The 21,501-nt window shown below is 68.0% G+C and carries 23 protein-coding genes; 13 read left to right on the plus strand and 10 right to left on the minus strand.

Annotated elements, in window-relative coordinates:
* Positions 1-76 precede the first annotated feature (76 nt).
* The gene (locus AC5RUH_RS00980) at positions 77-1,285 is read right to left on the minus strand and encodes a cytochrome P450 (RefSeq protein WP_494127645.1); all 1,209 of its coding nucleotides are present in this window, start codon (positions 1,283-1,285) and stop codon (positions 77-79) included.
* 170 nt (positions 1,286-1,455) lie between these two features.
* On the opposite strand from AC5RUH_RS00980, the gene AC5RUH_RS00985 reads away from it, so the two are divergent.
* The 4 genes from AC5RUH_RS00985 to bcp all read left to right on the plus strand — a co-directional run bounded on the left by AC5RUH_RS00985 (position 1,456) and on the right by bcp (position 5,623).
* Positions 1,456-2,238 (plus strand): IclR family transcriptional regulator, encoded by a 783-nt coding sequence (locus AC5RUH_RS00985; protein WP_494127646.1) that lies wholly within the window; start codon positions 1,456-1,458, stop codon positions 2,236-2,238.
* Positions 2,216-3,895: an HAL/PAL/TAL family ammonia-lyase gene (locus AC5RUH_RS00990; protein ID WP_494127647.1), complete on the plus strand. Its 1,680-nt coding sequence runs from the start codon at positions 2,216-2,218 to the stop codon at positions 3,893-3,895. Before AC5RUH_RS00985 ends, AC5RUH_RS00990 begins: the two co-directional genes overlap by 23 nt.
* A gap of 125 nt (positions 3,896-4,020) precedes the next feature.
* Positions 4,021-4,986 carry a PDR/VanB family oxidoreductase gene (locus AC5RUH_RS00995; RefSeq protein ID WP_494127648.1) on the plus strand — a complete coding sequence of 322 codons (966 nt, stop codon included), beginning with the start codon at positions 4,021-4,023 and terminating at the stop codon, positions 4,984-4,986.
* Between the two features lie 172 nt (positions 4,987-5,158).
* Positions 5,159-5,623 carry a thioredoxin-dependent thiol peroxidase gene (gene bcp, locus AC5RUH_RS01000; RefSeq protein ID WP_494127649.1) on the plus strand — a complete coding sequence of 155 codons (465 nt, stop codon included), beginning with the start codon at positions 5,159-5,161 and terminating at the stop codon, positions 5,621-5,623.
* A gap of 146 nt (positions 5,624-5,769) precedes the next feature.
* On the opposite strand, the gene AC5RUH_RS01005 is transcribed toward bcp, so the two are convergent.
* Positions 5,770-7,035 carry an MFS transporter gene (locus AC5RUH_RS01005; protein ID WP_494127650.1) on the minus strand — a complete coding sequence of 422 codons (1,266 nt, stop codon included), beginning with the start codon at positions 7,033-7,035 and terminating at the stop codon, positions 5,770-5,772.
* 95 nt (positions 7,036-7,130) lie between these two features.
* Here AC5RUH_RS01005 and AC5RUH_RS01010 point away from each other — a divergent pair, with 95 nt between their 5' ends.
* From AC5RUH_RS01010 to AC5RUH_RS01020, 3 genes are all read left to right on the plus strand, one after another.
* The gene (locus tag AC5RUH_RS01010) at positions 7,131-8,228 is read left to right on the plus strand and encodes a WD40/YVTN/BNR-like repeat-containing protein (RefSeq protein ID WP_494127651.1); all 1,098 of its coding nucleotides are present in this window, start codon (positions 7,131-7,133) and stop codon (positions 8,226-8,228) included.
* 11 nt (positions 8,229-8,239) lie between these two features.
* Positions 8,240-8,542, plus strand: coding sequence for a MoaD/ThiS family protein (locus AC5RUH_RS01015; RefSeq protein ID WP_494001101.1), 303 nt, complete (start codon positions 8,240-8,242; stop codon positions 8,540-8,542).
* A gap of 61 nt (positions 8,543-8,603) precedes the next feature.
* Positions 8,604-8,819 (plus strand): Rv3202a family protein, encoded by a 216-nt coding sequence (locus AC5RUH_RS01020; RefSeq protein ID WP_494127652.1) that lies wholly within the window; start codon positions 8,604-8,606, stop codon positions 8,817-8,819.
* Between the two features lie 46 nt (positions 8,820-8,865).
* Here the strand turns inward: AC5RUH_RS01020 and AC5RUH_RS01025 are convergent, their stop codons facing one another.
* Positions 8,866-9,405, minus strand: a complete 540-nt coding sequence (locus AC5RUH_RS01025; RefSeq protein ID WP_494127653.1) for a DinB family protein — start codon at positions 9,403-9,405, stop codon at positions 8,866-8,868.
* 36 nt (positions 9,406-9,441) lie between these two features.
* Between AC5RUH_RS01025 and AC5RUH_RS01030 the strand changes: the two genes are divergently transcribed.
* Positions 9,442-10,026, plus strand: coding sequence for an LOG family protein (locus AC5RUH_RS01030; RefSeq protein WP_494025073.1), 585 nt, complete (start codon positions 9,442-9,444; stop codon positions 10,024-10,026).
* A 108-nt stretch (positions 10,027-10,134) separates the two neighbouring features.
* Here AC5RUH_RS01030 and AC5RUH_RS01035 read toward each other — a convergent pair whose 3' ends face one another.
* The 3 genes from AC5RUH_RS01035 to AC5RUH_RS01045 all read right to left on the minus strand — a co-directional run bounded on the left by AC5RUH_RS01035 (position 10,135) and on the right by AC5RUH_RS01045 (position 13,857).
* Positions 10,135-11,124 (minus strand): ABC transporter substrate-binding protein, encoded by a 990-nt coding sequence (locus AC5RUH_RS01035; protein WP_494025072.1) that lies wholly within the window; start codon positions 11,122-11,124, stop codon positions 10,135-10,137.
* Positions 11,125-11,379: 255 nt separating this feature from the next.
* The gene (locus AC5RUH_RS01040; RefSeq protein WP_494127654.1) at positions 11,380-13,071 is read right to left on the minus strand and encodes a long-chain-fatty-acid--CoA ligase; all 1,692 of its coding nucleotides are present in this window, start codon (positions 13,069-13,071) and stop codon (positions 11,380-11,382) included.
* Positions 13,072-13,185: 114 nt separating this feature from the next.
* Positions 13,186-13,857: a transglycosylase family protein gene (locus AC5RUH_RS01045; protein WP_494076588.1), complete on the minus strand. Its 672-nt coding sequence runs from the start codon at positions 13,855-13,857 to the stop codon at positions 13,186-13,188.
* 371 nt (positions 13,858-14,228) lie between these two features.
* Here AC5RUH_RS01045 and AC5RUH_RS01050 point away from each other — a divergent pair, with 371 nt between their 5' ends.
* The gene (locus tag AC5RUH_RS01050; RefSeq protein ID WP_493979809.1) at positions 14,229-14,423 is read left to right on the plus strand and encodes a DUF2795 domain-containing protein; all 195 of its coding nucleotides are present in this window, start codon (positions 14,229-14,231) and stop codon (positions 14,421-14,423) included.
* On the opposite strand, the gene AC5RUH_RS01055 is transcribed toward AC5RUH_RS01050, so the two are convergent.
* Together AC5RUH_RS01055 and AC5RUH_RS01060 are read right to left on the minus strand one after the other, a co-directional pair.
* Positions 14,420-14,941 (minus strand): metallophosphoesterase family protein, encoded by a 522-nt coding sequence (locus AC5RUH_RS01055; RefSeq protein ID WP_494127655.1) that lies wholly within the window; start codon positions 14,939-14,941, stop codon positions 14,420-14,422. The genes AC5RUH_RS01050 and AC5RUH_RS01055 overlap by 4 nt on opposite strands.
* A gap of 22 nt (positions 14,942-14,963) precedes the next feature.
* Positions 14,964-15,584 (minus strand): LysE/ArgO family amino acid transporter, encoded by a 621-nt coding sequence (locus tag AC5RUH_RS01060; protein WP_494127656.1) that lies wholly within the window; start codon positions 15,582-15,584, stop codon positions 14,964-14,966.
* Between the two features lie 70 nt (positions 15,585-15,654).
* On the opposite strand from AC5RUH_RS01060, the gene AC5RUH_RS01065 reads away from it, so the two are divergent.
* Positions 15,655-16,554, plus strand: coding sequence for a LysR family transcriptional regulator ArgP (locus AC5RUH_RS01065; protein ID WP_494127657.1), 900 nt, complete (start codon positions 15,655-15,657; stop codon positions 16,552-16,554).
* A 129-nt stretch (positions 16,555-16,683) separates the two neighbouring features.
* Entirely contained in the window at positions 16,684-18,204 is a 1,521-nt protein-coding gene (gene scpC, locus AC5RUH_RS01070; RefSeq protein ID WP_494025066.1) for a succinyl-CoA:acetate CoA-transferase ScpC, read from the plus strand.
* A 38-nt stretch (positions 18,205-18,242) separates the two neighbouring features.
* Here the strand turns inward: scpC and AC5RUH_RS01075 are convergent, their stop codons facing one another.
* Positions 18,243-19,064 carry an oxidoreductase gene (locus tag AC5RUH_RS01075; protein WP_494127711.1) on the minus strand — a complete coding sequence of 274 codons (822 nt, stop codon included), beginning with the start codon at positions 19,062-19,064 and terminating at the stop codon, positions 18,243-18,245.
* Between the two features lie 351 nt (positions 19,065-19,415).
* On the opposite strand from AC5RUH_RS01075, the gene AC5RUH_RS01080 reads away from it, so the two are divergent.
* Entirely contained in the window at positions 19,416-20,168 is a 753-nt protein-coding gene (locus tag AC5RUH_RS01080; protein ID WP_494127658.1) for a hypothetical protein, read from the plus strand.
* Positions 20,169-20,202: 34 nt separating this feature from the next.
* Here AC5RUH_RS01080 and AC5RUH_RS01085 read toward each other — a convergent pair whose 3' ends face one another.
* On the minus strand, positions 20,203-20,346 hold the full coding sequence (locus AC5RUH_RS01085; protein WP_494127659.1) for a hypothetical protein: 144 nt from the start codon (positions 20,344-20,346) through the stop codon (positions 20,203-20,205).
* A 168-nt stretch (positions 20,347-20,514) separates the two neighbouring features.
* Between AC5RUH_RS01085 and AC5RUH_RS01090 the strand changes: the two genes are divergently transcribed.
* Complete coding sequence (locus AC5RUH_RS01090; protein ID WP_494127660.1) at positions 20,515-21,327, plus strand: SGNH/GDSL hydrolase family protein; 813 nt, start codon at positions 20,515-20,517, stop codon at positions 21,325-21,327.
* The last annotated feature ends 174 nt before the right edge of the window (positions 21,328-21,501 follow it).

Genomic DNA, 21,501 nt, shown 5'->3' on the forward strand with positions numbered 1-21,501 from the left:
ACGCCTTCGATGCTATGCCGGAGGCCACCGCCGGCAGGAGTTGTACGGTCCCCTCCCGAGGTTGCAGTCCGCCCCCTTAGGCCGGAATGATGCGCACGGGAATGGATTGCCAGCCTCGCAGCGTGTTGTGCAGGAAGGGCACGGGTTCGGCGGTGAACTCGATGGTCTTCACACGTTTGGCCAGGGTGGTCAGCAGCACGTCCATTTCCAGCCGCGAGATAGGCTGGCCGACGCATTGGTGGATTCCCATGCCGAATCCCAAATGACCGCCGGCCTGCCGGTCAATCCGGTACTCGTGGGCGTCGGGTCCCCAGTGCTCCGGATCGCGGTTGGCCGCGCCGACGAAGACCGCCACCTTGGTATCGGCCGCCAGCTCGAGACCGTGCAAGACAGTATCGCGGCTGGTGGTGCGGAAGAAGGACTGGAAGGGTGACTCGTACCGGAAGGCCTCGTCGATGGCGAATTTGGTCAGCCGGGGATTCTCGTGGACCTTGGCCCACTCCCCCGGATGCTGTGCCAGCGCAGCCAGCGTGTTGCCGATCGAGAAGATGGTGGTGTCCAGCCCCGCCGAGAGCATGGCCCGCACGAGCAGCGCGGCCTGGGCTTCGGTGATCTCGCCGCGGTCGGCGTAGTCCCAGATCTGTGCCCCCAAGCTTCCCTCCGCCAGTCGCTCCCGGGCTGTATTGGCCATGGCCCAGTCATTAGTGCCGGCGCCCAGGCGGAAGAACTCCTTGGACCGCTCGTCGTCCGGGCCGAAAGTGCTGAAGTTCATCGCACCGAGCGCGAGCAGGTTCTCGGCCCGCCCCGCGCGGGGAATTCCCACCGCGTCGCCAAATACGCGCAGCGGGAAGACCTGAGCGAAGTCGGTCACGGCGTCGAACTCGCGTAGCTGCAGCACCTGCTCCACCAGCTCGTCGGCGAATTCCTGGAACTGCCCGCGCAGCGCCCGGGTCCCCTTGGGGGAGATCACGCCGGCCATCGCCTGGCGCATGGCGGTGTGGAGGGGCGGGTCGGACTCCATGATGCCCTGCGGACGCCATGACGGTTCGTGGTGCAGGTTTTTCGGCCCCGCGCCGGCACCGGAAATAAAGGTGGCGTGGTCGTCCAGGATGTCCTTACACGCACCGAAACGGGTGAACGCCGGCACACCGTACTTGTCCAGCCACACCCCAGGTCCGGCTTGGCGCATCCGCTCGAACAGCGGATACGGGTCGGTCAGGTTCGCGTCGGAATACGGATCGTCGGAAATGGCGGGGGCTGCTGCCACCGGCAAGTCGGTTGTCATTGGAGGCCTCACTCAGGTTGCGGCAGGGAATGGCCTCAAGGTAGCGGTGTTTTGAGACTGAAGCGGAATTCCATTCTCATAATGTGAGAATGGCAATTGCCGGTGGGGCCAGCCTCGGTGGAGCATCGCTGGAGTGCCCTGGATGCCGGAAGGTCTGTGAGGAGGTTGGGTTGACATCATTCGAGCGCGGACTGGCCATTTTGGCCGAGGTCGCTGCCGACGGCGATGCCACCATCGACGCGGTGGCCAGCAAGCTGGGCATCCCGCAAAGCACCGCCTACCGGTACTTCAAAACGCTCAAGGACCGCGGCTTCGTCCAGGAAGACGGGGGGCGCTACCGGCCCGGTCGGGCCCTGCTGGAACTCACCGGCCGGCACCACGTTCAGTCCCACCTCGCAGAGGTGGGCACGGCAGTGCTCAAAGATGTGGTTGATGCGGTTGGCGAGACGGCCGTCTTGATCATCCGGGTAGGCACCCAGGCCATGTGCCTGCGACGGGTGGAGCCGGATAAGTCGCTCAAATACACCTTCGCCATTAACGAAATGCTGCCGCTGCATGCCGGGGCCGGGCAGCGGATCCTGTTGGCCTGGGCACCGCAGGACGTCGTCCGCCAAGTGCTGGACCGCCAGCTGCCGCGGTTCACGGACCACACTCCGACGGCCGAGCAGGTTCAGGCGGCCTTGCCGCAGATCCGCGCCGCGGGCCGCGCCGTCTCACGCGGCGAGCTCGATTCGGGCTCGGTATCCGTCGCAGTGCCGGTCTTCTGCCGCGGCGAGGTGGTTTGTTCGCTCAACGTCGCCGGCCCCGAAAGCCGTTGCGGCACCACAGCCTGGATCAATTCCGCGCTCAACGCCTTGGGCTGCGCCGCCCGGAACCTCACCGAATCGCTCGAGTCCACGACCAGTTTCCAATCAACCAGGGAGATCGCCGATGAATACCCAGACCGTCACTGAAACCCCCGTCGTAGTGGGGATTAGCCGCACTACGCTCGAGGATATGATCCAGGTGGCGCGGTTCCGCCGGCCGGTGGAGATCTCCGACGAGGCGCTGGCCCGGATGGAACCGAGCCGGGCTTGGCTCGGATCGGTGGTGGAGCAGATGGAAGCTGGCCACCCTACCGCGCCGATCTACAGCATCAATACCGGTTTCGGTTCCCTCGCCGGACGCAGGGCCTTCGACGAGGCTTCCGACACTGCGGAGCTGTCCCGCCGGCTGGTCCTGTCAAACGCCGCCGGCGTCGGCCGCTACGTGGACGAGGAAGTGGTGCGGGCGACCATGTTCATCCGGATCGTGAGCCTGGTCCAGGGCCACTCCGGCATCCGAGCGGAGATCGTCACCACCTTGGCGGAAATGCTCAACCGCGGTGTCTGCCCTGCCATCCCCGAGTACGGCTCGCTGGGCGCGTCGGGGGACCTTATTCCGCTGGCGCACGTGGCCATTGTGATGACCCGCCCGCACGCCGGCGAAGACGAGGAACTGGACTCCGGCGAGGCTTTCCTGGACGGCGCCATAACCAGCGGCAAGTACGCGATGGCCGCCGCCGGTCTGGACCGGCTGCCGCTGGGCGCCAAGGACGGCCTGGCACTGCTCAACGGCACCTCCTTCTCCTGCGCCCAGGCGGCTCTTGCCCTGTTCGACGCGCAGAACCTGCTGGAAACCGCGCAGATTACGGCCGCCATGACCATCGAGGCGCTGATGGGCTTCGGCGACGCCTTCATCGCCGAACTGCATGAAGCCCGCGGCCAAAAGGGCCAGATCGAGGTGGCCGCCCGAATCCGGGAACTGCTGGCCGGCAGTTCCCTGGTCGATGGCAGCGCCGAGGCCGACCCTGTGCGCCAGCCGCCCCAGGACGCGTACTCGCTGCGCTGCGTGCCGCAGGTCTTCGGCCCGGTCAAGGACACTTTGGAGTTCGCTGCCGGGATCATCGGCAACGAAATCAACGCCGCCACCGACAATCCGCTGATCTTCCCGGCGCTGCCGGCCAGTCGCTCCCTCAAGGCAGTCTCCGGCGGCAACTTCCACGCCGAATACGTGGCCTTCGCCGCGGACTTTATCTCCATTGTGGTCACCGAGATCGGGAACATCACCGAGCGCCGGCTCTTCCGGCTTGACGACGGCACCCTCAACCGCGGGCTGCCGGACATGCTGATCGACAGCGAGCAGACCGGCATGGACTGCGGCTACATGCTTCCGCAGTACCTGGCCGCTGCTCTCGTCTCAGACTCGAAGACCCTCTCGCATCCGGACAGTGTGGATTCGATCCCCACCTGCGCCAACCAGGAGGACCATGTCTCCATGGCCAACAACGCCGGCAGGCACGCCCGGCAGGTCGTGGCGAACATCGAGACCGTGGTGGGGATCGAACTTCTCATGGCCTGCCAGGCCCTGGAACTGCGGTTGGCCAAGCCGGAGACCGCGTCCGCCACGCTGGCACCGGCCAGCCGGGCAGTGCTGGAGATGGTCCGTTCGTCCAGGTCGGCCGACGGCCGGGCGGTGGACCACATCAACAGGGACGTGGTGATGTACCCGCGCGTCCGCACCGCCCGGGAACTCGTCCACGGCGGCGCCGTCGTCACTGCGGTCAATGAGGTGCTATCCGGCTCGGCCTAAGTTGGGAAGCCGTTCGGCCCGGCGGTGGGAATAGGCCGCCGGAGCCGGCCTTTTCGGAACACAGGAAGCGCCCGCTAGCCCCCTGCCACGGGCGTTCGCCGGGCACAATACAAGGAGACACCTGCATGGAAACCGCACCGCACGACGGCTTCTTCGACGTCGAGGTCACCCGGATCGAGCCCGCCTCCGACTCGGTGGTGGCACTGCGGCTACAGCATCCCCGCGGCGAGGCATTGCCTCCCTGGCAGGCCGGTGCGCACGTGGATGTGCTGCTGCCCAACGGGCTGCTGCGGCAGTACTCGCTCTGCTCCCGGCCGGAGGACGACTTCTGGCGCTTGGGCGTGCTGCGGGAACCGGCCGGACGCGGAGGCTCGGCCTGGATTCATGATGAGCTGCGGCCCGGCACCAAGCTGCAGGTGCGCGGCCCGCGGAACAACTTCGCCCTGGAACCGGCCGGCAGCTACCTGTTCATCGCCGGCGGCATCGGCATCACCCCGATCCTGGCGATGGTTCGGCAGGCCGAGGCCGCCGGCGCGGACTGGACGTTGGTTTACCTAGGCCGCAGCCGCACCTCGATGGCCTTCCAGGACGAACTGGCCGCTTACGGCGAGCGCGTCCGCTTCCACGCCGACGACGAGTCCGGCCTCTTCCCGCTCGAACCGCTGCTGGCCGAACTCGACGCCGACGCCCACGTCTATGCGTGCGGACCCGCTCCGCTGCTGGGCGCGCTCGAACAACTGACCGCGGACTGGGCGGATCCGGCCAGGTACCACTTTGAGCGCTTTGCTGCCGGTCCCGCCCCCGTCCCGGCCGCGGCGGAAGCAGACAGCGAATTTGTGGTCGAGACCGCTGACGGCACCGAGGTCACCGTCCCCGCCGGCACCACCATCCTGCAGGCTTTGATGGACATTGGCATTCCCGTGCTGAACTCCTGCCGCGAGGGCATCTGCGGCACCTGCGAGACCCCGGTCATATCCGGCGAACCCGACCACCGGGACAGCCTGCTCTCGGACGAGGAGCGCGCGGCCGGGGACACCATGATGATCTGCGTCTCGCGCTGCAAGGGCGGGCGCTTGGTATTGGATATCTGAGCCGGCCCCGAGCTTCCGCCCCGCCCTGGCCGGCGTCCAACACTTGACCATATCCGGAGCGCTCGATGCCTCACGCATTGATGGGGCAGCGGCATGCTCCGGCCGGCCTCGCCATTAGACTCGGTGACGAAAGCACGGTTTCCACTGTTACCTCCCACGAAAGAGGATCTTCTTGTCCCAGCTCCAGCCCGGCATGTCCGCCCCCGAGTTCACCCTCTCCGACGCCGACGGCAAGAAGGTCTCGCTGTCCGACTACGCCGGCGGGAACGTGGTGGTCTACTTCTACCCCAAGGCCGCCACCCCTGGCTGCACCACCGAGGCCTGCGACTTCCGCGACAGCCTCAACTCCCTGCAGGCCGCCAACTACGACGTCATCGGCATCTCGCCGGACGGCCCCGAGGCCATCCAAGCGTTCAGCGACGCCGAGGGCCTGACGTTCCCGCTGCTGTCCGACCCCGACTTCGCCGTGGCCAAGGCGTACGGGTCCTACGGCGACAAGGCCTTCGGCGACAAGGTCTTCACCGGGACGCTGCGCAGCACCTTCGTGATCGGTCCCGACGGAACCATCAAGCACGCCGAGTACGACGTGGACGCCAAGGGCCACGTCGCCCGCCTGCGGGAAACGCTCGGGGTCTAGTCCCGGGGACTTCCCAACACTCCAAGCACGACGGCGGTGCTTGGCTGGCGCCGTCGTCGCTCCGTTTCGGGCGCCTGCTCCGCTAAACAACCGGAGCAGGCGCCCGAACCGGAGCGTGCGCCCGAACCGGAGCCGTCAGGCCGGCTTCAGTCGACCGGCTTCCGGCCGCCGCCACCGCCGGTGCGCACCGTCAACCGTGCCGCGGCCGCGGCCCCCAGCACCGCGCAGGAGAACCAGATGGCGCCGCCCGGGCCTAGTGGGGCGGCCACCAGACCCGCCGCCAGCGGCAGCACGACCTGCCCCACCCGGTTGCCCAGCAGCCGCAGCGCCAGCGCCGACCCCCGGGACTCCGGCCGCACCGCGTGGCTGATCAGCGTCATGGTCAGCGGCTGGCCCAGGCCCAGGAGGAAGCCGCCCACGAACAGCGCCGCCGCGGCCACCCAGAAGGGTTCCAGGACGAACGGCGTCACCGCGATCGCCGCGCCGGAGCCCAGCAGGCTAACCACCAGCAACTGGATCCGGGTCCACCGGTGCACCAGCCAGGGCAGCAGGATCCGCGAGATGATCGACGCGCCCGCCCGCACGGCCAGCAGGACGCCCACCCAGAGCGGCGGCACCCCGAGTTCCTCGCCGACCAGCGGCAGGAACGCCACCAGGATGTCGATCACCGAGAGCAGCGCCATGGACGCGAGCATGTTCCAGGCCACGCCGGGCCGCCGCAGGATCTGGCTCACCGGCTCCTTCACCACCGGCTCCCGCGCGGCGCCGCCGTCGTTCTTGCCGCGGCGGAGCCGCCGGGCCGCGGCGCCGGGATGCGCGCCGATCAGCATCACGGGCGCCCCGGCTGCGGCAATGCCGGCCGCCAGCAGCAGGGTCAGGTCGATGGCGCCAAGCCAGCTCGGCCCCACTCCCGCTGTCTCGCTGCCCAGCAGCAGCCCGGCCAACAGCGGGCCGACCAACTGGCCCAGCGAAAACGCTGCGGTGAACCAGCCGAAACCGCTGTCCATCTGGTTCAGCGGCGCATAGCGCCCGATGGCGGACTGGCCGGCAATGGTGAACACGAGGTGTCCCACCCCGAGCAGGGCAATCGAGATCGCGATGACCGCGAACCCCTGTGCCAAGGCCAGCCCCAGCGTAGCCACCGCCAGCAGGGCCGCACCCAACGCGACCATGCCCTTGAGCGACGGAATCCGGTCGCTCACCCGCCCCAGCCACAGCGCCGCCACCACCGGCAGCACGGCGTAGACGGCGGTCACCACGCCGATGACTGCCGCGTCTCCGCCCAGGGCCAGCAGCTTGTACGAAACCACCGGCCGCGACACGTTCAGGGACGTCTGGGTCAGCACGGCGGCCGCCATCAGGACCCAAAGCCAGAGGCGGGAGCCGGGCTGGTTCGGCGGATGCGTGCTCATGTCCTCGTTCCTGAAGTACGGCCGGCCTCCCCATTCTGCCCCGCGCCCGGCCGTTCGTCGCAAAACCGTTGCGCAGCCGGTGCCCCGGTGGTCGAATGGGTGGCATGGCTACTGGGGAGACGGTCCTGGCGATCGGGACCAAGAAAGGGCTGTGGCTGGCTACCAGCCGCGACCGGACCAATTGGTCCCTGTCCGGCCCGCACTTTTTGATGAGCGAGATCCCCAGCATCGGGATCGACCAGCGCGGCGGCCCGACCCGCCTGCTGGTGGGAGCCCGCTCCGAACACTGGGGGCCCACAATCTTCCGCTCGGAGGACCTCGGCGAGACCTGGACCGAACCGGAGAACGGCGCCATCCGCTTCGGCGACAACGACGGCGCCGCGGTGGAGCGGATCTGGCAGATCCAGCCGGACGCCGCGGACCGGCCGGGCGTTGTCTGGGCCGGCTGCGAACCGATTTCGGTCTGGAAGTCCACCGACGGCGGCGAGCACTTCGAGCTCAACCGCAGCCTGTGGGACCATCCGGACAAGGACCAGTGGGGGGCCGGTTACGGCGGAGCGGCGGTCCATTCGGTCCTGCCGAGCCCCAAGGATCCGGACACCGTGCACGTGGCGATGAGCACCGGGGGCGTGTACCGGACCACCGACGGCGGCGCCAGCTGGCAGGCACGCAACCACGGCATCAGCGCCTACTTCATGCCCGATCCGAATCCCGAGGTGGGCCAGTGCGTCCACAAGATCGCCCGGGATGCCGCTGATCCGTCCACGCTCTTCGCGCAGAACCACCACGGCGTCTACCGCTCGGACGATTCCGGCGACAACTGGCAGTCCATTGCCGACGGGCTGCCCACCGATTTCGGTTTCGTCATGCTCACCCATCCGCGCAGGTCCCGGACCGCATGGGTGGTCCCGATCAAGGCCGACGGCGAGCGGATTCCGCCGGACGGGCATCTCGCCGTGCACCGGACCGACGACGGCGGCGCCACCTGGGCGCGTTTCGCCACCGGGCTGCCGGACCAGGATTACAACGTGGTGCTGCGCGACGCGGCCGCCGTGGACACCGGCGATCCGGCCGGCGTCTACTTCGGCACCCGCGGCGGCTCGGTGTACGCCAGTGCCGACGAGGGCGAAGTCTTCGTGGAAGTGGCCTCGGGGCTGCCGGACGTCCTGTGCGTCCGCGCGGCCACCCTGTAAGGAGGAATGCCGTGGTGGGTGTGGCAGAAAAAGCGGTCACCGTCGTCGTGCCCAGCCTGCTGGCCAAGGTGACCGGCGAGCAGCGGGAGCTGACCGTGCCGGCATCCGGCCCGCGGTCAGTGGCGGAGATCCTGGACGCCTTGGCCGGCGATTACCCGGTCTTCAACCGCCGGGTCCGCAACGAAACCGGTGCCATCCGCCGCTACGTCAATCTGTATCTCGACGGCGAGGACATCCGCACGCTGCAGGGACCGGCGACGCTCGTGGAACCTGGCCAGGAACTGCTGATTATCCAGTCCGTCGCCGGTGGATAGGATCGACGATTAAGCCGACAATGGTGTACCAATAGCCGCCGCAACTTGGAGGAGGGACCCGATGACCAGTAACAGCCAGCACGAAGCAGACATCACGGAAGCCAACGAGGCGGACGTGCAGGAACAGGCCCTTCCAGTCCGCAGTGACGACCTGGAACACGAAGCATCCCCGGAGATAACCTCCACCTGGGAGGCGAACGAGGCGGACCTGCAGGAGCAGCTGGAACTGGTCAAGTCCGACGAGGACGACGAGTATCCGCGCGGGGAAGCCGAGTAGCAGCGGTTACCCGAATCGGCCCTGAGCGGCCAAGGCGCGCCGCCCGCTACTCCCCGACCAGTCCGTCCACTGCCTCGCGCAGCAGGTCGGCATGCCCGTTGTGCCGCGAGTACTCCTCGATCATGTGGACCAGGATCCACCGCAGGCCGGGAACCCCGGCAGTGGACCCGGCCGCCGAGCCGGCCCCGTCGAGGCCCCCGTCGGCCAGGGCTTCAGCGGTCAGGGAGCGGGAGCGTGCCACGGCGGCTTTCCACATGCGGCGGAGCTGTTCCGGTGTGTCTTCGGCCGCGGACTGCCAGTCCCAGTCCGGGCTGGCCTCCCAGTCCACAGTGTCCCAGGGTGGCTGCGGTTCCTGCCCGTACAACCGCACGGAGAACCAGTAGTCTTCGACGAACGCCAGATGCTTGAGCATCCCGCCCAACGTCATGGTCGACGGAGCCAGCCGCGCCGCCAACTCCTCGGCACCCAGGCCGGCGCACTTCCATTCGAAGGTGGCGCGGTGGAACTCCAGGAAACCCAGCAGGGTCTCCGCCTCCCCCGCCGCCAGCGGAGGGTCGGTGCGGCCTTGCTCGTCCACGTCGCTCATGGTCAGCGAGTCTAGCGGCACTGGAATAATGGCCGCATGCGACTTGCAGTTTTCACGGGATCGGCCAGCGGCAGGGACGACGTCTACGCGCGGGAGGCGGAGCGGTTCGCCACGGAACTGGCCTCGCGCGGCATCGGTATCGTGTACGGCGGCGGGCAGGTAGGCCTGATGGGCGTCGTCGCGGACAGTGCCGTGGCAGCCGGCGGCGACGTGGTGGGCGTGATCCCCGAATCGTTGGACAAGACCGAAGTGGGGCACGTCGGGCTGAGCACCCTGCACGTGGTGGACTCCATGCACGAGCGCAAACAAATGATGGCGGACCTGGCCGACGCCTTCGTGGCGCTTCCGGGCGGCATCGGAACGCTGGAGGAAATCTTCGAGGCCTGGACGTGGCTTCAGCTCGGGATCCACGAGAAGCCGGTGGCCTTCCTGAACATCAACGGTTTCTGGGACCAGCTGCTGGCGACCATCGACGGCCTGGTCGCAGGCGGCTTCCTCAAGCAGGACTACCGGGATGCGGTCATAGTGGCAGGCTCCGCCGCCGAACTGCTGGACGCCATCGAGGACTGGACGCCGCCGGTGCGCAAGTGGCGGGACCCCGGCGAGCGCAGCCGCATCTAGCGGCCTCAGCGGAATGCAGACAGCGCCCCTCCCGTCCGGGAGAGGCGCTGTCGTGGGCAGCAGACGGCCGGGAGGTCCCGCCGTCGTACCGGGGTGAGGCGTTGAAGCTTACGGGAAGAACTTGTCCAGTTCCGCCGGCTTCTGCAGCGTGCCGTACTTCAGGGCGGCGTCGGCGAGTTTCTGCGCCGCCTCCATGTTGAAGTCCTTGCGGAACGTGGGCAGGGCCATCTCCGCGCGGGCGTCTTCGTCGATCTTGGTGTAGGTGCCCACGATCTCGCGGACCTCGTCCGGGTTCTCCTGCGCGTACTCCAGCGAGCGGTTCATCGCGGCCTGGAACTTCTTGACCAGCTCCGGATCGCCGGAGACCGTCTCGCCGGTGGCGAAGTAGCCGGAAATGTCCAGGTTCTTGTCGAAGTCGGCGAAGTTGTAGGAGACCACGCGGCCGCCGTCCTCGACGGACTGGGACAGGAACGGATCCAGGATCCACGCGGCGTCAACCTGACCGTTGGCCAGCGCGGCCGGGGCGTCGGGGAAACCGATCTCGACGAACTTCACGCTCTCGGGGTCGCCGCCGTCGGCCTCGATCACGCTGCGGATCGTGGTGTCGCCGATGTTGGAGAGGGTATTCACGGACACGGTCTTGCCGGCCAGGTCCTTGGGCGACTTGATGTCCGAATCGCCCTTCACCACCACCCCGCCGAAGTCATGCGAGGTGTCTCCCGAGGTGGAGTTGCCGTTGGCCACCAGCTGGATATCCAGGCCCTTGTCGTTGGCAACCATGACCGAGACGACGTTGCCGAAGGCGAAGTCGAACCCGCCGCTGACCACGGCGGGGATGGCCGCCGCGCCGCCGGCGACGTTCTGGATGTCCAGGTCCAGGCCCTCTTCTTCGAAGAAACCCTTCGAGTCACCGAGCCACAGCGGGGCGGTGTCCACAATCGGGATCACGCCAACGGTCACCTTGGTCAGGTCGCCGGCGCCGGCGGATTCGTTCCCCCCGGCCTCGTTGCCTCCGCCGCCGCTGGGCGATCCGGATCCACAAGCCGCCAGGCCAAGCGCGGAGACACCGGCCAGCAGCGTCAGGAATGTTCGCTTCATGTCACTTCCTCAGTTCGAAAAAATCAAGTGACAGTGCCCGCGGATCTCCCCCAACCGGAGAGCGCGGTCATTGCGCTGCCACCGGGGACCACTATGTCACGGCTCACACCGCACGCCTGCCGCGCGCACGAAATGTGACGCGTCACCCACTTGTTGGCGTCACCCCTTGTTCGCGTCACCCCCGCCCCCGCTGGTTCGCGCCACCCACTCTGCTCGTCGTCGCCCCCTTGTGGGCGGGCCCGCCAGCACTCGCCCTCACCGGGCGGCGAGTTGCTCCTTGACCTGCTTGCGCAGCACCTTGCCCAGGATTGACTTGGGCAGTTCCTGAACCGCGACGATTTGGCGCGGGACCTTGTACGCGGCCAACCGGCCGCGGCAGTAGTCCCGCAACCCCTGTTCGTCCAGCCGGACGGCGCCTCCGGGGCGAAGCACGACGACGGCCGCCACCTCCTCGCCGCCCTCCGGGCGCGGAAGGCCGACCGCCGCGGCCTCCACGACGTCGGGGTGTGAGCGGAGGGCGTCTTCGACTTCGGACGGCGAGACGTTGAAGCCGCCGGTGATGATCAGTTCCTTCACCCGGTCGACGATGCGGACGTTGTGCTGCGCGTCCACGGTGACGATGTCGCCGGTGCGCACCCAGCCGCCGTCGAGCAGGACCTCCGCCGTTTCCTCCGGCTTGCCCCAATACCCCTGGAAGACCTGCGGGCCGCGGATCAGGAGTTCGCCCGGCTGTCCCCGCGCGACGTCGCGCGCCGGGTCCTCCGGGTCAACCACCCGCATCTCCGTGCTGGGGAACGGGACACCGATCGTGCCGTTCTGCCGCGTCGGCGCGAACGGGTTGCCCAGGGCCACCGGCGAGGTCTCCGTCATCCCGTAACCCTCCACCAGCAGGCCGCCGGCGGTCTCCTCCCACAGGTCCACGGTGGCCTGCGGCAGGTTCATGGCACCCGAGATGGCGAACCGCACGGACCCCAAATCCACCCGGCGCTTCCTGGCCTCCCGGGCGGTGCGCTCGTAGATGGGCGGCACCGCGCAGAAGATGGTGGGCGGGGTCTTCTTCGCCGCTGCCAGCACCAGGTCCACGTCAAACTTGGGAAACAGGACCACCCGGGAGCCGATGAGCACCCCGAACGTCAGGTGCAGGGTCATCCCGAAGGCGTGGAACATCGGCAGGATCGCGTACATGACCTCCTTGCCCTCGGACACGCCGTGCATCCACGCGCGGCCCTGCTCCGCGTTGGCCCGCAGGTTCCGGTGCGTGAGCATGGCGCCCTTGGGTTTGCCGGTGGTGCCGGAGGTGTACTGGATGGCCGCCAGGTCGGTCACCGCCGGCCGGGGGTGCGACTTCTTCAGCGGCCTGGCCTGCAGCAGCCTCTCCCACGTCACAGTTCCCTTAACCCGGGTGGTCAGCGCCTTCCGCGCGGTCCTGGCCGCCGGGACGGGCAGCCGCAGGGCCAGGCGCTTGGCCCGGGGCATCGCACGGGCGAGGTCCACTGACACGATCGCACTGACCTCGATGTCCGGCGGAAACGCCTGCACCTTGGCCACCACGTTGTTCCAGACAATGGCAACCGTCGCCCCGTGATCCTCGAACTGGTGGCGGAGTTCGCGCTCGGTGTACAGCGGATTATGTTCGACGACGACGGCGCCCAGGCGCAGCACGGCGTAGAAGGCCACCACGTGCTGGGGGCAGTTCGGCAGGATCAAGGCCACGCGGCTGCCCGGGCCTACGCCAAGCCGGCGAAGGCCTTCCGCCGCCCGGTCGATCTGGCGGCCCAGCTCGCGATAGCTGGTCGTGGCGCCGAAAAAGTCGAGGGCCGTCTTCCTCCGGAACCGGCGGACCGAGTCTTCCAGCATGTGCGACAGGGATTCGGTCGGTACATCGATCTCGGCCGGCACGCCTGGCTGGTAGTTCTGCAGCCACGGGCGATTCTCAACGGTGGACACAGCAGCGACACGTCCTCTCACTCGGTTGCTACCAGTCTAGGGCGCGTCTTTTGGGCCCAACCAGCAGCGCCCCGCCCTCCTCACGGAGAACGGGGCGCTGCGATGCATGCCGGATTACTGCGCGGGCAGCTGCAGAACCTGGTCCACGAAGATCAGGTTCGGATCGGAAACGGTGTCCGCGTTGGCGGCGAACAACTCCTGCCATCCGCCCTGGAGGCCGAGGGACTGGGCGATCTTGCCCAGGGTGTCGCCGGGCTGCACGGTGTAGGTTTCGCCGCTGACCGCCGGTGCCTGGACCGCGGGTGCGGCCGGTGCCGGGGCCGGAGCCTGGGCGACCGGTGCCTGCTGGACCGGCGCCTGGGCGACCGGTGCCTGCTGGACGGGTGCCTGCTGGATCTGGGCCGACTGGCTGCTCACCTGCGACCCTCCGCCGCCGCCGGCCAGGCCCAGCTTGGACGAGCAGGCGGGCCAGGCGCCCCAGCCCTGGCTGTCCAGGACGTTCTCGGCCACGGCAATTTGCTCGGCGCGGCTTGCATCAGCGGCAGAACCGCTGCCGCCGTTAGCCGCCCACGTCCCCGGGGCGAACTGCAGGCCGCCGGAGTAGCCGTTGCCGGTGTTGATGTTCCAGTCGCCGCCGGATTCGCACTGGGCCAGTGCGTCCCAGGTTGCCCCATCGGCGGCGTTCGCGGCCGGTCCGACCAGCGCAACGCTGGCTCCTGTCAGGGCGACGGCGGCGAGGCCGCCACGCAGGGCACGGCTGAGGTTCAGGTTTTTGTTTGGATTCACAATGCTCCGTTGAGGCCGCCTCGTGCTCAGTCCGTCCCCGAACGTCTCCGCACCGCCGTCAGCCACTCGCATAATCGAGGTCATGTGGACGTCTGCCATTCTGACGGCGAAAGGCGTGGGCAGCGTCCGGGCATTCCATGGGTAGTTCATGCCGGAAGTTCCGGCATCCCCTGGCACGGTCATCTCGCCCGCGCACGAACTGCACGTTACCGTAAAGTAACCAACGTTGCAAAACCGTGATCTGCCACCAGCGTGTCGGTGCGCGCGGCGGCTCGAATTACGGCTAGGCGGGCCCGCGCCCCTATGGGCCCTTCCCACTGCCCGGCCCAGCACGTAGCGTGGGGATTCCTATTCGATCGGAAGGTTTTCCCATGGCAGAGAATCCCAGTCCCATTGACATCCAGAAGGCGCTGGGCGGCGTGGACTACCCGGCATCCGCCGCCGACCTGGTGAAGAAGGCGGAACAATCCGGAGCCGGGGACGACGTCCTCTCGGCGCTCAAGAATCTCCCCGACAAGCAGTACGAAAGCCCGGCCGAGGTCAGCAAAGCGGTAGCCGGCAACTAGCGCCCTCGGCCGGCAGCCCTGTCCACCGGCACCACCTCGACGTCGAAGAGGCGGCCGCCGTCGGCCGTCGCGGTCATGTACGTGCAGACCGGCTGGCGGCGGCGGTCCGTGGGCGAACCCGGGTTCAGCAGCCGCAGGCCGCCGGGCGTCGTGGTGTCCCAGGGGATGTGGCTGTGGCCAAACACCAGCACGTCGGCATCGGGGAAGCGAGCTTGGCAGCGCTGTTCGCGCCCCTTTGCCGCCCCGGTTTGGTGCACCATGGCGAACCGGACCCCGGCGATCGTCGCCCGGGCAATCTCGGGCAGCCGCGCGCGCAGGTCATCGCCGTCGTTGTTGCCGTACACCCCGACCAGCCGCCGGCTCCGCTCTTCCAGGTCGTTGAGCAGCCCCGCGGTGACCCAGTCGCCGGCGTGGAAGACGACGTCGGCCGCCTCCACCGCGTCCCACACCTGGTCCGGGAGGTGCCGCGCCCGCTTCGGCACGTGGGTGTCCGCCAGCAGCAGCAATGAGGTGGCCATACCGGCATCCTCGCATATCGGGTCAGAGGCCGAAGGCCATCCGCAGCCCGAGCGCCAGCATGACGACGGCGATCAGCCCGTCGAGCAGTCGCCAGGAGCCGGGCCGGGCGAAGAAGGGCCGCAGCAGCCGGGCGCCGAAGCCGAGGGCGCCGAACCAGATGAGGCTGCCCGCCACGGCGCCGGCGCCGAAATACCAGCGCAGTTCCGGCCCCTGGGTGTTGGCGATGGAACCAAGCAAGAGCACCGTGTCCAGATACACGTGCGGGTTCAGCCAGGTCAGGGCCAGCGCCGTGGCAGCCGTTGCGGCCAGTCCCCCGCCGGAGCGATTGGCCGAGGCGGTCAGCACTCCCGGCCTGATTGCCCGTTTGGCGGCGAACACCGCGTAGGCCAGCAGGAACGCCGCGCCGCCCAGGCGGATGACGTCCACAACCGCCGGAGCGGCCTGGATCACGGCACCGATGCCGGCAATGCCGGCGGTGATCAGCACTGCATCGGACACCGCGCAGATGAGAACGACGACGCCGATGTGCTCGCCGCGGATGCCCTGGCGCAGCACGAAGGCGTTTTGCGCCCCGATGGCGACGATCAGGGCCAGCCCGGTTCCCAGGCCCAACAAAACGGTGGGAGCAATAGCGGTGGTCACAACAGTCGACGCTACTGACAACGCGTGCATCAGTACAGCTAAAGAAACTTGCGTTACGTAAGCTTGCCTTATGCAGCCGTTCCAGTTCGACCACCTGGCGACCTTCGCCGTCGTCGTTCAGGAGGGCAGCTTCGATGCCGCCTCCCGCGCCCTCCACGTGACGCCCTCGGCCGTGTCCCAACGGATCAAGGCGATGGAGCAGGCGGCCGGGCAGGTCCTGCTGCAGCGCACCGCCCCGGTGCGAACCACTGCGGCCGGAGACGTGGTCCTGCGGCTGGCGCGGCAGGTGCGGGTCCTGCAGGCCGACGCGCAGCGCGAACTCGGCGGTGACGGTGACGGTGTGGCCCTGCCGCTGGTGGTGAACGCCGATTCGCTGGCCACCTGGTTCCTGGGCGCGCTGGCCCGCATGCCGCGCGACGGCGGGGTGTTTTTCGAAGTGCACCGCGAAGACGAGCAGCATTCGACCTCGTTGCTGCGGGCCGGACGGGTGACGGCCGCGGTGACGGCGACGCCGGAACCGGTCCAGGGCTGCTCGGTGGAGGCCCTCGGCGCGCTGCGCTACCGGGCGGTGGCCAGCCCGGCCTACCTGGAGCACTGGCGGCCCGCCGGGACCGCGCACGCCGACCTGGCGTGGCTTGCGGCCGCACCGGTGCTGGATTTTGACCGCAAGGACGACCTGCAGGAGCGCTTCTACCGGGAACTGACCGGCGTTACGCTGGGGGCGCCGCGGCATTATCTGCCCGCGTCGGCGGAGTTTGCCGCTGCGGTCCGGCTGGGCCTTGGCTGGGCCCTGCTGCCGGAGCAACAGTGCCTGGCGGACGTCCACGACGGGACGCTGCACGAACTGGCACCCGACCTGCCGGTGGACGTGCCGTTGTACTGGCAGCGCTGGAAAATCAGCTCGCCGGTCCTGGACGAACTGACTGCCTGCGTTCGGCAGACCGCCCGGGAACAGCTGCGGCAGCACTAGCCCCGCCCGGAAATCCCGCGGCGCGCGGCGCCTTCGCCCGCCGCCAAGGGTGCCGTTCTCTCGGCCCCGAGCCCCGGCACCGGTGCCCGGCACCTACAGTGGAGGGGGAGATCCAGACGAAGGGGCACGATGCAAGACCGCATTCGCAACGCCCGCCTGCTCGAGCGCGTGATGAGCGCGGAGCAGGCGGCTGAACTGATTAAACCCGGAATGACCGTGGCCATGAGCGGCTTCACCGGCGCCGGTTACCCGAAGGCGGTGCCGCAGGCGCTCGCGGCACGGATGGAAACCGCGCACGCGGCCGGGGAGCAGTTCAAAATCCGCGTGCTCACCGGCGCTTCGACGGCCCCCGAGCTGGACGGCGCCCTCGCCAGGGTCGACGGGATGCAGCTGCGCCTGCCCTACCAGTCGGACCCGGCGCTGCGCGAACGGATCAATGCCGGCGAGCTGGACTACATCGACATGCACCTCAGCCACGTCGCCCAGCACACCTGGTTCGGGTTTTTCGGCGACGTCGACCTGGCCGTGGTCGAGGCGGTGGGCATCCTCGAGGACGGACGGCTCATCCCGTCCACCTCGGTGGGCAACAACATGACCTGGCTCCGGCAGGCCAGCCAGGTCATCGTGGAGATCAACAACGCCCAGCCGGTGGGTCTCGAGGGCATGCACGACGTCTACTACGGCACCGCCCTGCCGCCGGAGCGCAGGCCGATCCCGCTCGAGCATCCCGATGACCGGATCGGTGAACCCTACCTGCAGGTGGATCCGGACAAGATCGTGGCCGTCGTGCACACCGACGCGCCCGACCGGAACTCCCCCTTCAACCCGCCCGACGACGCGTCGCAGCAGATCGCGGGCCACCTGCTGGACTTCCTGGACCACGAGGTCCGGCGCGGGCGCCTGACCGAGCAGCTGCTCCCGCTGCAGTCCGGCGTCGGCAATATCCCCAACGCCGTGCTGGAGGGCCTGGCGGCCGGCGGCTACCGCGGCCTGACCGCCTACACTGAGGTCATCCAGGACGGCATGCTGCAGCTGCTCAAGGAGGGTGTGCTGCGCATGGCCTCCGCCACGTCCTTCTCGCTCAGCCGCACGGGCCTGGAGGAGTTCAACGCCAACGTCGACTACTACCGCGAGCGCATCATCCTGCGCACCCAGGAGATTTCCAACCACCCCGAGCTGGTCCGCCGACTGGGCTGCATCTCGCTCAACGGGATGATCGAGGCGGACATCTACGGCAACATCAACTCCACGCACGTGGCCGGCACCAAGGTTATGAACGGCATCGGCGGCTCCGGCGACTTCGCCCGGAACAGCTACCTGTCCGTCTTCATGTCCCCCAGCATGGCCAAGGGCGGGAAGGTCTCCAGCATCGTGCCGATGGCCAGCCACGTCGACCACACCGAGCACGACACGATGATCGTGATCACCGAGCAAGGGCTGGCCGACCTGCGCGGCCTCGCGCCGAAGCAGCGGGCGCGCAAGATCATCGAGACCTGCGCGCACCCGGACTACCGCCCGATGCTGCAGGACTACTTCGACCGCGCCTGCCGGGACAGCTTCGGCAAGCACACCCCGCACCTGCTCGGGGAGGCCTTGTCGTGGCACCAGCGCTTCGTGGAGACGGGCAGCATGCTCCCCGCAGAGCAGTAACGGTCCGCATCCCCCACCCAAGGCTGCGAGGCGCAGGCTCAGCGCTGGTAGATTCTGGCGAGCACGGCGTCGAAGACCCGGTCGGGCAGCAGCCGGCGGGCGCCCACGATCGCCCGCGCGCCCCTCCCGACCGGGTACCGGCTGCGCGTGCGCCGCGCGCCCGCCACCCGGGCAATGCGGCGGCCAACGACCTCCGGCCGCGTTCCCGTGCGTTCCGTGTAGGCCCCGCCAATCGCCCGCGCCACGCTCTCCGCCTGCTGCGCATACGCCGTGCCTTCGGAACTCCGCTGCAGACTCTCCACCGCGATGGCGTCCCACTCGGTTAGGATCGGCCCGGGCTCGACGATCACCACGTCGATGCCGAAGGGCTTGAGCTCCACGCGAAGGCAGTCCGACAAACCTTCGACCGCGAACTTCGCCGCGTGGTACCAGCCGCCGAGGGGTTCGTAGAACACGCCGCCGATCGAGGAGACGTTGATGATCCGCCCGCTGCCCTGGGCCCGCATGGCCGGGGCCGCCAGTTGGATAAGCCGCCCCAGCCCGAACAGGTTCACCTCGAACTGCTGCCGGGCGTCCTCCAGCGGCACGTTCTCGATGGCGCCGTAGGAGGCGTACCCGGCATTGTTGACCAGCACGTCCAGCCGTCCCTGCTCCGACAGGATCTGCTCCACCCCGCGCACCATCGACGCGTCGTCGGTCAGGTCCATCTCGAGGACGCGGATCCCGTGCGCTTCCAGCGGGCGCATCCGCTCCACGCGGCGCGCGGCGGCGTAGACGGTGAAGCCGCCGCGTGCCAGTTCCCGGCAGGTGTGTTCCCCAATGCCGGAAGACGCTCCGGTTACCAGTGCCGTTTTGTCCATCGCCATCGCGCCGTCCGCCTCACTTCGTCAATGCCATCGCGACGGCGGTGCCCTGCTCGTCCGGCGACGTCCGGGCGCCGCCGTCGGCACCAAAGACCCGCCGGCAACCGTCGATGGCGCCAGTGTAGCGGCCCCGAGTGGAGAGCAGCGGATGCCGACCCGGCTTGCCCTGTGGCCCTCTGAACGTCCCTTGCGGGCACCCTACCGCGGCCGCTCCCGCCGTCTCGACAAGTGCCGAAGTCCGGAGCACACTGTTGGCAATACGAGGGCTTTACCCCGTTGCATAGTGGCGGCCCAAGGCTGACCCCTCAAGACAGCAGACGCAGCCGGGCCGCCGTCGGGAGGCGGATCATGGATCAAGACGGCGTCGTCCGGCCCACTCGCGCAGATGAGCAGGATTCACCAGTGCCCACCCGCTCGCGGTTGCGGCTGGCCGCAACTCTGCTCTTTGCCGGGGTGCTGGTCTCCTTGCTGGTCGGAATATTCCACCCTGGCGCCGCCAACGCCAATGATCATGCAGCAGCCTTCTCCGAGTACGCGAACAGTGCTGCCTGGACCGGGATTCATGTGGGCCAGTTCGTGGGAATGACAATCCTGATTGCCGGGCTGCTGGTCCTGTTCGCAGCCCTGGACATCCACCGCGGCGCGGCTTCCTGGGTGTCACGGTTTGCCGGCGTCGCCGCGGCAGCGGCGCTGCCGCTTTATGCGGTCCTTCAAGCCGTTGACGGCGTTGCCCTGAAGCAGGCGGTGGATGCCTGGGCAGCCGCGCCGGAGGCGGAGAAGGCCGCCCGCTTCGATGTCGCGGAAGGGATTCGTTGGCTGGAATGGGGCGCCCGCAGTTACCAATGTCTGTTGCTGGGGCTCTCGTTTGTGCTGTTTGCCGTCGCTATTATCTGGAGCGGCCGGGTATCAAGGTTCGTGGGCTCCTTGCTGGGGCTGACCGGTTTGGCTTACCTGGTGCAGGGCTGGGTCATTGGTGCCGAAGGATTTTCGCCGAACAACGCCCTGCCGACCCTGGTTGGCATCGCGGCGAGCCTCGTCTGGAGTATCTGGCTTTTGATCAGTGCTTGGCGGCGCCGGCCGGCGGCTTCGCGCTGGGCCTGACCGATGTCGATAGCACTCAGACGGCGTGAGGAATTCAGGAAAGGCGGCGGAAATCTCCCGCCGCAAGCTGGACATAGATCGGCAGTGTCATTTGGATCGGTGCAACGCCGACCGGCTCGTCAAGCAACTCGTTGATCGTCGTCTGCCCTTCCAGTTCGGTCGCTTGGTGCCCATCCATGACTCGACCCTACGTGGACAGGCCGCTCCCGGTGCCAAGACACGCGCCATCTGCCGCTTGGTGCCGGCCTGCTCAGCTTCGGTCACGCTCGGGATGTTCATCTACCGTCCCGGTTCTATGGCGACAGTCGCTGCCGGTGGTTAGAGTCTTCGACATGGAAGGGGTTCCGTGGGCAGCACCGTCCGGTTCCTGATCCTGCCGCTGATGCTGTTGGCGCTGCTTGCTCTGCCTGGATCCGTCGCCCCGCGATCGTATCCAAGTGCCATTGCGGGACTCGGAGATTCCATTACCCAAGCCGCAAACACCTGTTGCCGGCCCGGCAACTACCCGGCCAAGTCCTGGTCAACCGGCGACGGGCGGTCCGACGACATCCGCAGCCACTACGAGCGGCTGGCGGCGCTGCACCCCCAGATCAACAACAACAACTTCAACGACTCGGCAAGCGGCGCCAAGGCGGCAGATCTTCCTGGACAGGCGTCCATGGCCGTGGCCCAGAAGGCGGACTACATCACCCTGCTCATCGGAGCCAACGACCTGTGCGCCTCGTCGGCATCAGCGATGACGTCCACCGCCGATTTCGCCAGGCACGTCGCGGCTGCCCTCGATTCGCTGCACCGCGGGCTGCCGCGGGCCCGCATCTACGTCAGCAGCATTCCCGACCTTCATCGCCTCTGGTCCGTTTTGCGCACCGATCAGGAGGCCAGACGGGTCTGGGCGGCCAATGGAACCTGCCCCTCCGTGCTTGGCGCCGAGCTCACCGAGAACCAGCGGCAGGAAGTGGTTGCCCGCGAGCGGGCCTTCAATGAGATCCTCGCGGAGACGTGTGCACGGTACGGGAACTGCCACTGGGACCGGGGCGCCGTGTACGCCTACAAGTTCTCCGCCCACGAGATCAGCACACTGGACTATTTCCACCCCGGCCCCGCCGGCCAGGCCGCACTGGCCGAGCTGACATGGCAAGCCTTCCAAGGACGCCGCTGAACCTGCATGTCAGCCACCGGGCATCCAGCACGGCCCCTACCAGATGAACAAGAGACATCTACCCAAAAGCGCGACCGGATTAGCAACTCTGCTGCTTTTCGTGCGGGGACGCCGGTACTCGTAAGATTTTGAAGTTCTTGTCAGCAACATCCGCCCTGCTTAACGACTCATTTT

This window comes from Arthrobacter sp. Y3223166 (assembly GCF_059090935.1).

Excerpts from the sequence above, each read along its gene's own strand:
- AC5RUH_RS01080 (WP_494127658.1), top strand. The coding sequence starts at position 19,416 with ATGGATCAAGACGGCGTCGTCCGGCCCACTCGCGCAGATGAGCAGGAT.
- AC5RUH_RS00990 (WP_494127647.1), top strand. The coding sequence starts at position 2,216 with ATGAATACCCAGACCGTCACTGAAACCCCCGTCGTAGTGGGGATTAGC.
- AC5RUH_RS00995 (WP_494127648.1), top strand. The coding sequence starts at position 4,021 with ATGGAAACCGCACCGCACGACGGCTTCTTCGACGTCGAGGTCACCCGG.
- AC5RUH_RS01030 (WP_494025073.1), top strand. The coding sequence starts at position 9,442 with ATGCGACTTGCAGTTTTCACGGGATCGGCCAGCGGCAGGGACGACGTC.
- AC5RUH_RS01020 (WP_494127652.1), top strand. The coding sequence starts at position 8,604 with ATGACCAGTAACAGCCAGCACGAAGCAGACATCACGGAAGCCAACGAG.
- AC5RUH_RS01055 (WP_494127655.1), bottom strand. The coding sequence starts at position 14,941 with ATGGCCACCTCATTGCTGCTGCTGGCGGACACCCACGTGCCGAAGCGG.
- AC5RUH_RS01085 (WP_494127659.1), bottom strand. The coding sequence starts at position 20,346 with ATGGATGGGCACCAAGCGACCGAACTGGAAGGGCAGACGACGATCAAC.
- AC5RUH_RS01050 (WP_493979809.1), top strand. The coding sequence starts at position 14,229 with ATGGCAGAGAATCCCAGTCCCATTGACATCCAGAAGGCGCTGGGCGGC.
- AC5RUH_RS01005 (WP_494127650.1), bottom strand. The coding sequence starts at position 7,035 with ATGAGCACGCATCCGCCGAACCAGCCCGGCTCCCGCCTCTGGCTTTGG.
- AC5RUH_RS01065 (WP_494127657.1), top strand. The coding sequence starts at position 15,655 with ATGCAGCCGTTCCAGTTCGACCACCTGGCGACCTTCGCCGTCGTCGTT.
- AC5RUH_RS00980 (WP_494127645.1), bottom strand. The coding sequence starts at position 1,285 with ATGACAACCGACTTGCCGGTGGCAGCAGCCCCCGCCATTTCCGACGAT.
- AC5RUH_RS01075 (WP_494127711.1), bottom strand. The coding sequence starts at position 19,064 with ATGGACAAAACGGCACTGGTAACCGGAGCGTCTTCCGGCATTGGGGAA.
- scpC (WP_494025066.1), top strand. The coding sequence starts at position 16,684 with ATGCAAGACCGCATTCGCAACGCCCGCCTGCTCGAGCGCGTGATGAGC.
- AC5RUH_RS01010 (WP_494127651.1), top strand. The coding sequence starts at position 7,131 with ATGGGTGGCATGGCTACTGGGGAGACGGTCCTGGCGATCGGGACCAAG.
- AC5RUH_RS01025 (WP_494127653.1), bottom strand. The coding sequence starts at position 9,405 with ATGAGCGACGTGGACGAGCAAGGCCGCACCGACCCTCCGCTGGCGGCG.
- AC5RUH_RS01035 (WP_494025072.1), bottom strand. The coding sequence starts at position 11,124 with ATGAAGCGAACATTCCTGACGCTGCTGGCCGGTGTCTCCGCGCTTGGC.